The organism is Dyella sp. 01N36, from assembly GCF_056399745.1.
On record NZ_JBFTRY010000220.1, the window covers coordinates 1 to 5105 of the forward strand.

A 5105-nucleotide genomic window follows, 5' to 3' on the forward strand; every position below is an offset into this window, starting at 1 on the left:
ATGCTAGGAATCACGGGCCCCGTTACACAATCACGGCGGCTTTTGCCGCGATGATCAGTGAGCACACTGCGGACCGTGAATATGCAGCGCACGCTGCGTGCGCAAGTTCACGAAGTGCGCGCTTGCCACGAGCAAGCCGCCGCAGGTGACCATCACGCTGTGCACGCCGATGCCGAATTTCTCGGCGAAGGTGACCCCGAAGATCAACAACGCCAGGCCCGGCAGCGCCAGTAGCAAAGGCACCGGCCGGTGGTGATGTCGATAACCGCTGACCAGGCTGATCAGCGCCAGCGCGCAGGCAAACATCACGAAGCCACGCTCGAACGCGTGGTCGGCAAGGAAACCCAGCCCAATGAACGGAAGTATCGCCAGCACGAACGGAAGCGCCGCGCAGTGGATGGCGCAAAGGAAGGATGCTGTCGCACCCACCCGGTCAGCCAGAGACCAAAAGCGATTGTTGTGCTGCTGGGGAGCTGCCATCGGATCGGGGACCGGCACGGAGCATAGGGGTCGTCAGGTGACCCATTGACGCCATGTTACATTATAACGCCATGAACGCAAACCTTCCGGCCACGGTCATTCAGGCGGAGGCAGTCAGCTCTTGCGGCAGTGTTTGCACAGACCGTGCACTTCCAGCGTCTGCGCCTGGGGCCGAAAGCCAAAGCTCTTGGCCTGTGCCTCGATCAGCTCCGCCACGCGTTCGTCGCACACTTCCTGGGCGCTGGAACAGTTGTCGCAGATCAGGAACGGCACCTGGTGCGCCTCGGCCGGGTGATGGCAGGAGACGAAGGCGTTGATCGATTCCAGCTTGTGGATGAAGCCGTGCTCGAGCAGGAAATCGAGCGCGCGATACACCGTGGGCGGCGCTGCGTTGCCGTGACGCTCGCGCAGCTGATCGAGCAGGTCGTACGCCTTCACCGGCTTGCCGGCGGCGGCGACCAGTTCGAGCACCTCTTTGCGCAGAGGGGTCAACCGGAGACCGCGTTCCTCACTGGCATGCTCCACCGCACGCACGAAGCTTTGCGCGTCGTCGTGGTGATGGTGATGCGTGTGCGGTTTGTCTACGGCATGACTCAATGGATTCACCTCGGAAACCATCATACACCGACGTCTATGTGAGGCCTGTTGCAGCCCATCGCAAGCCGGCTCAGCGTCGCGACGGCAACGGCGGCGGCACGGCTTTGGGCTTAGGCCGCGGCCTCAACACAATGACCACCCAGCCAATCGGGCCGAGCACGGCCGCCAGCACGACGCCCTCCACCGTGCGCCCACGCCACCAGCCCAGCAGCGCGCCCACCACCATAAACAGCACGCTCCACCAGAACAGCGCCACCCACGGCACCAGGCCCATCAGGTTGAGGAAGATGTGCAGGAAGGCATCAGGACTGTCCGGATCCACCCCTTGCGTCGCTTTTTCCAGCCATTGTTCCACGGGCGCTCCACGAAGGCGTAAAGAGGGGCCGACTCACTACGATAGACCGTTCAAACGGTGTCCGCGCGTGGCATGCACCCGCCACCACTACCGTTTCTCCAGCGGATCCAAACCATGCGCTGCCTGCTGATCGAAGACGATACCCAAACCGTTGCCTTGATCCAGGAAGGTCTGATCCAGGCCGGCCACGAGGTCACGGTCTGCCATGACGGCGCCAAACGGACTGGCGCACCGCCAGCGAACAATGGGATGTCGTCCTGCTCGACCGCATGCTGCCCGGCGGCCTGGATGGGCTCGATCTCCTGGCGACGATGCGCCTGAGCGACGATCGCACGCCGGTGCTGGTGCTCAGCGCACTGAGCAGCTTCGATGAACGCATCCGCGGCCTGGGCAGCGGCGGCGACGACGACGACGACCTGACCAAGCCGATTGCGCTGGATGAATTGCCCGTCCGCGTCGAGGCCTTGGCGCGGCGCGCCGGCCAGCGCAGCGGTAAGTAATGAAACATTTCCGGCATGCGAGCTCCTTAAGCCGGCAGGCTTGCAATTAACGTAGCACCGCAACTGGTGTGATGACCGTGCAAAGCGACCGCTGCGCCAGCAAAGCGCAAGGTGGCATCCCCCTCCACGATGGTAGTGGGCCCGCACCTTGGGCACATCACGGCGTCACCAACACGAGCAATACGTCGGCCGTCGATCCTCCATGTGTGCAAGACCGGCATGACAGTGCCGCCATGGGTGGTTCTATCGCCCTCACGCACAGGGCGCTTGCCGGGAAAGCGCATCATCATCTCCTGATATGGATGCCATGAGTCATGGGCGCAAACGCCCGCAGAGGTTGATCAAGGGCTATTTGCCACCTGCCGTCTGCGGCATCAGCGTCACGCCAAAGGGATTGCCGGACGGCTTCTTGCCTGGCGTTGGCGAAGTGATGGTGATCAGGGTCACCTCATCCTTGTTGCGCATCGGCACCACCACGCTGGTATCACCCTCGAGGTAACTGGCCATAGTGGCTAGCGCGATGCCGACGAAGGGCGAGGCGGCACCCGTATCGCCCAGGCGTTGCGTGAGGTCGTAGCTTTCCTTTGATTCGAGCAGATCGACGGGGCTGCCGGCGGCTTTCAATGCGGGCATCAGTTCGGCCAGGGCGGGCACGTCCGGTTTCTGTCCGGCGTCGTAGAACACGCGGGCGGGCGACGGATCGATCGTTTCGGTCGCCTTATTCCAGCCTTCGGCCAACACGGCGGTCAACGCCTCATTCTTCAACCGCGTGCCCGGCTTGGCCGGATTGTCGAGCGGARCGGTGACCGGACGGTGCAGCACGGCAAGCGTCTTCAAGGCGTCCCACTGCTCGAGTTCCCGCTTCGTAAATGGCTGGGGAATAAAGGGCGATGGAACAAAGTCCTGCTTGGGCGGGCGTGCCCAGCCGGTGAACTCCGGATCGATCGGGTTCTTGTTGATTTTGGTGTAGGGAGCGTAGAAACGCAGCCAGTTGATGCGCTCGGGGCGGCCGACGACGAGGGCGACCATGCCGTCGGTGAGCCTTACTGGCGGGCGGCCATCGACTCCGCCGCCCATCGACTTCAGCGTCACGTCTTTGCTCGAAAGCGCGGCCTGCATATTGAATCCGTCAACAGTGTAGATCAGCACGGCCGGCAAATCGGGATTTCTCTCGAATAACTGGAAGATGCTCTCGATCACAAATTCCGGAGTGTCATCGCAGGCGATGCCATTGGGAAGGTTGAGGATGCGGTGCCAATGCAGCCCTGCGTCTGGGCGAAGACCGTTCACCATCGTGCTAAGCATCTCATCGACGTCACCAGCCCTCAGACGAGGATTAGCAACTCGGCAGAAACAGAGACATCCTCGACGGATCCTCTGGCGGCACCGTTGCCCGAGGCAGACTCCGCGCTGGCCAAGTACGGCCATGACTTCACCGCGCAGGCCCGCGCAGGCCGTATCGACCCCGTGCTTTGCCGTGATGGCGAGATCGATCTGATGATCGACATACTTTCCCGCCGGCGCAAAAACAACCCCATCGTGGTGGGTGATGCCGGCGTGGGCAAGAGCGCCGTGGTCGAAGGCCTGGCGCTGCGCATCATCGAGCAACGCGTGCCCGAGCCACTGCGACAAGTCGCACTCTGGGGGCTGGATCTCGGCGCCTTGCAAGCTGGTGCCGCCGTCAAGGGCGAATTTGAGAAACGACTCAAAGCAGTGATCGACGAGGTCAAGACCTCGACTCATCGCATCATTCTCTTTATCGACGAGGCCCACACTCTCATCGGCGCTGGCAATCAAGCCGGTGGCACCGATGCTGCCAACCTCCTCAAGCCGGCGCTCGCGCGTGGCGAACTGCGCACTATCGCCGCTACGACATGGTCGGAATACAAAAGGTATTTCGAGAAGGATCCCGCATTGTCTCGGCGCTTCCAGTTGGTCAAGCTCGATGAACCCAGCCAGGAACAAGCCGTACACATACTTCGTGGTCTGCGTACGGTTTACGAGAAGGCACACAATGTCATCATCGCCGATGAAGCCCTACAGGCAGCCGCGGCGCTTTCCGCCAGGTATCTGGCAGGGCGCCAGCTCCCCGACAAGGCCATCGACGTACTTGATACCGCCTGCGCTCGCGTGGCAACCGCGCTTGCGGAACCACCGCGGCGACTGACGGCGCTGGAGCATGAACAAGTACAGGTAGCCGCCGAGATCGACCTCCTTCGGCGCGACGCGTGTTTTGGACGCACCGTCGACCCGCGGCGCTTTGAAGAACTGGAAAACCAACGTAGCCAGATAGACTTGCAAGCCCAGAAGATTCATCACGACTGGGAACTGCAAAAGCAGCTGGTCGACGAAATCATCGCGCTGCGCCAGCCGATGGGTGAGGAGCACGGGCAAGACTCAACCCATGACGAACGCGTCCCGCGCACCGCATTGGGCGACAAAGTGGCCCAGCTTGCCGAACTTCAGCGCGAGGGCGCCCTGCTCTTTGCCGATGTCGGGCGGGAACAGATCGCACAGGTCATTGCCGACTGGACTGGCATTCCCGCCAACAGCATGACCAGTGATCGCATGGAGCGCCTGAGCACCCTCCCCTCATTGTTGAGGGAGCGCGTCAAGGGGCAAGACGACGCCATCGAGCGAGTGCACAGGCATCTGTTGACGGCCATGGCCGATCTTCGCCGACCCGGCACTCCGCTTGGTGCGTTTCTTCTCGTGGGTCCGAGTGGCGTCGGCAAGACCGAAACCGCGCTGGCGCTGGCCGATGCACTCTTTGGTGGCAAGCAATTTCTCACCACCATCAACATGTCCGAGTACCAGGAAAAACATACCGTATCGCGTCTGTTGGGTGCACCACCCGGTTACGTCGGCTACGGCGAGGGTGGCCTGCTTACCGAAGCGATCCGTCAACGCCCCTACTCCGTGGTACTGCTGGACGAGGTGGAGAAGGCGCATCCTGAGGTGCTCAATATCTTCTATCAGGCCTTTGACAAGGGTGAGCTCGCCGATGGCGAAGGCCGCTTGATCGATTGCAAGAACATTCTGTTCTTTCTCACTTCGAACCTGGGCTTCGACCAGCAGGATGAATTGCTTTTCGACCTGGATGAAGAAGCGCTGCGCTCGCGCATCATGCGCTTCTTCAAGCCCGCCCTGCTTGCCCGTATGCAGGTCGTTCC

General features: G+C 61.8%; 7 protein-coding genes. 2 read left to right on the forward strand and 5 right to left on the reverse strand.

Annotated elements, in window-relative coordinates; all coding sequences use genetic code 11:
* Positions 1-54: 54 nt before the first annotated feature.
* From AC1DMG_RS19500 to AC1DMG_RS19510, 3 genes are all read right to left on the reverse strand, one after another.
* Complete coding sequence (locus AC1DMG_RS19500) at positions 55-480, reverse strand: MerC domain-containing protein (protein ID WP_441603453.1); 426 nt, start codon at positions 478-480, stop codon at positions 55-57.
* Positions 481-594: 114 nt separating this feature from the next.
* Entirely contained in the window at positions 595-1101 is a 507-nt protein-coding gene (locus AC1DMG_RS19505; RefSeq protein ID WP_441603454.1) for a transcriptional repressor, read from the reverse strand.
* Between the two features lie 46 nt (positions 1102-1147).
* On the reverse strand, positions 1148-1432 hold the full coding sequence (locus AC1DMG_RS19510; RefSeq protein WP_441603455.1) for a hypothetical protein: 285 nt from the start codon (positions 1430-1432) through the stop codon (positions 1148-1150).
* Between the two features lie 269 nt (positions 1433-1701).
* Here AC1DMG_RS19510 and AC1DMG_RS19515 point away from each other — a divergent pair, with 269 nt between their 5' ends.
* Positions 1702-1932, forward strand: a complete 231-nt coding sequence (locus tag AC1DMG_RS19515; protein ID WP_441603456.1) for a response regulator — start codon at positions 1702-1704, stop codon at positions 1930-1932.
* A gap of 26 nt (positions 1933-1958) precedes the next feature.
* Here AC1DMG_RS19515 and AC1DMG_RS19520 read toward each other — a convergent pair whose 3' ends face one another.
* The gene (locus AC1DMG_RS19520) at positions 1959-2222 is read right to left on the reverse strand and encodes a PAAR domain-containing protein (RefSeq protein WP_441603457.1); all 264 of its coding nucleotides are present in this window, start codon (positions 2220-2222) and stop codon (positions 1959-1961) included.
* Positions 2223-2280: 58 nt separating this feature from the next.
* Complete coding sequence (locus AC1DMG_RS19525; RefSeq protein WP_477180941.1) at positions 2281-3225, reverse strand: type VI lipase adapter Tla3 domain-containing protein; 945 nt, start codon at positions 3223-3225, stop codon at positions 2281-2283.
* Between AC1DMG_RS19525 and tssH the strand changes: the two genes are divergently transcribed.
* Positions 3190-5105, forward strand: a 1916-nt coding sequence (gene tssH / locus AC1DMG_RS19530) for a type VI secretion system ATPase TssH (protein ID WP_477180942.1), incomplete at its 3' end; no start/stop codon positions are given. The genes AC1DMG_RS19525 and tssH overlap by 36 nt on opposite strands.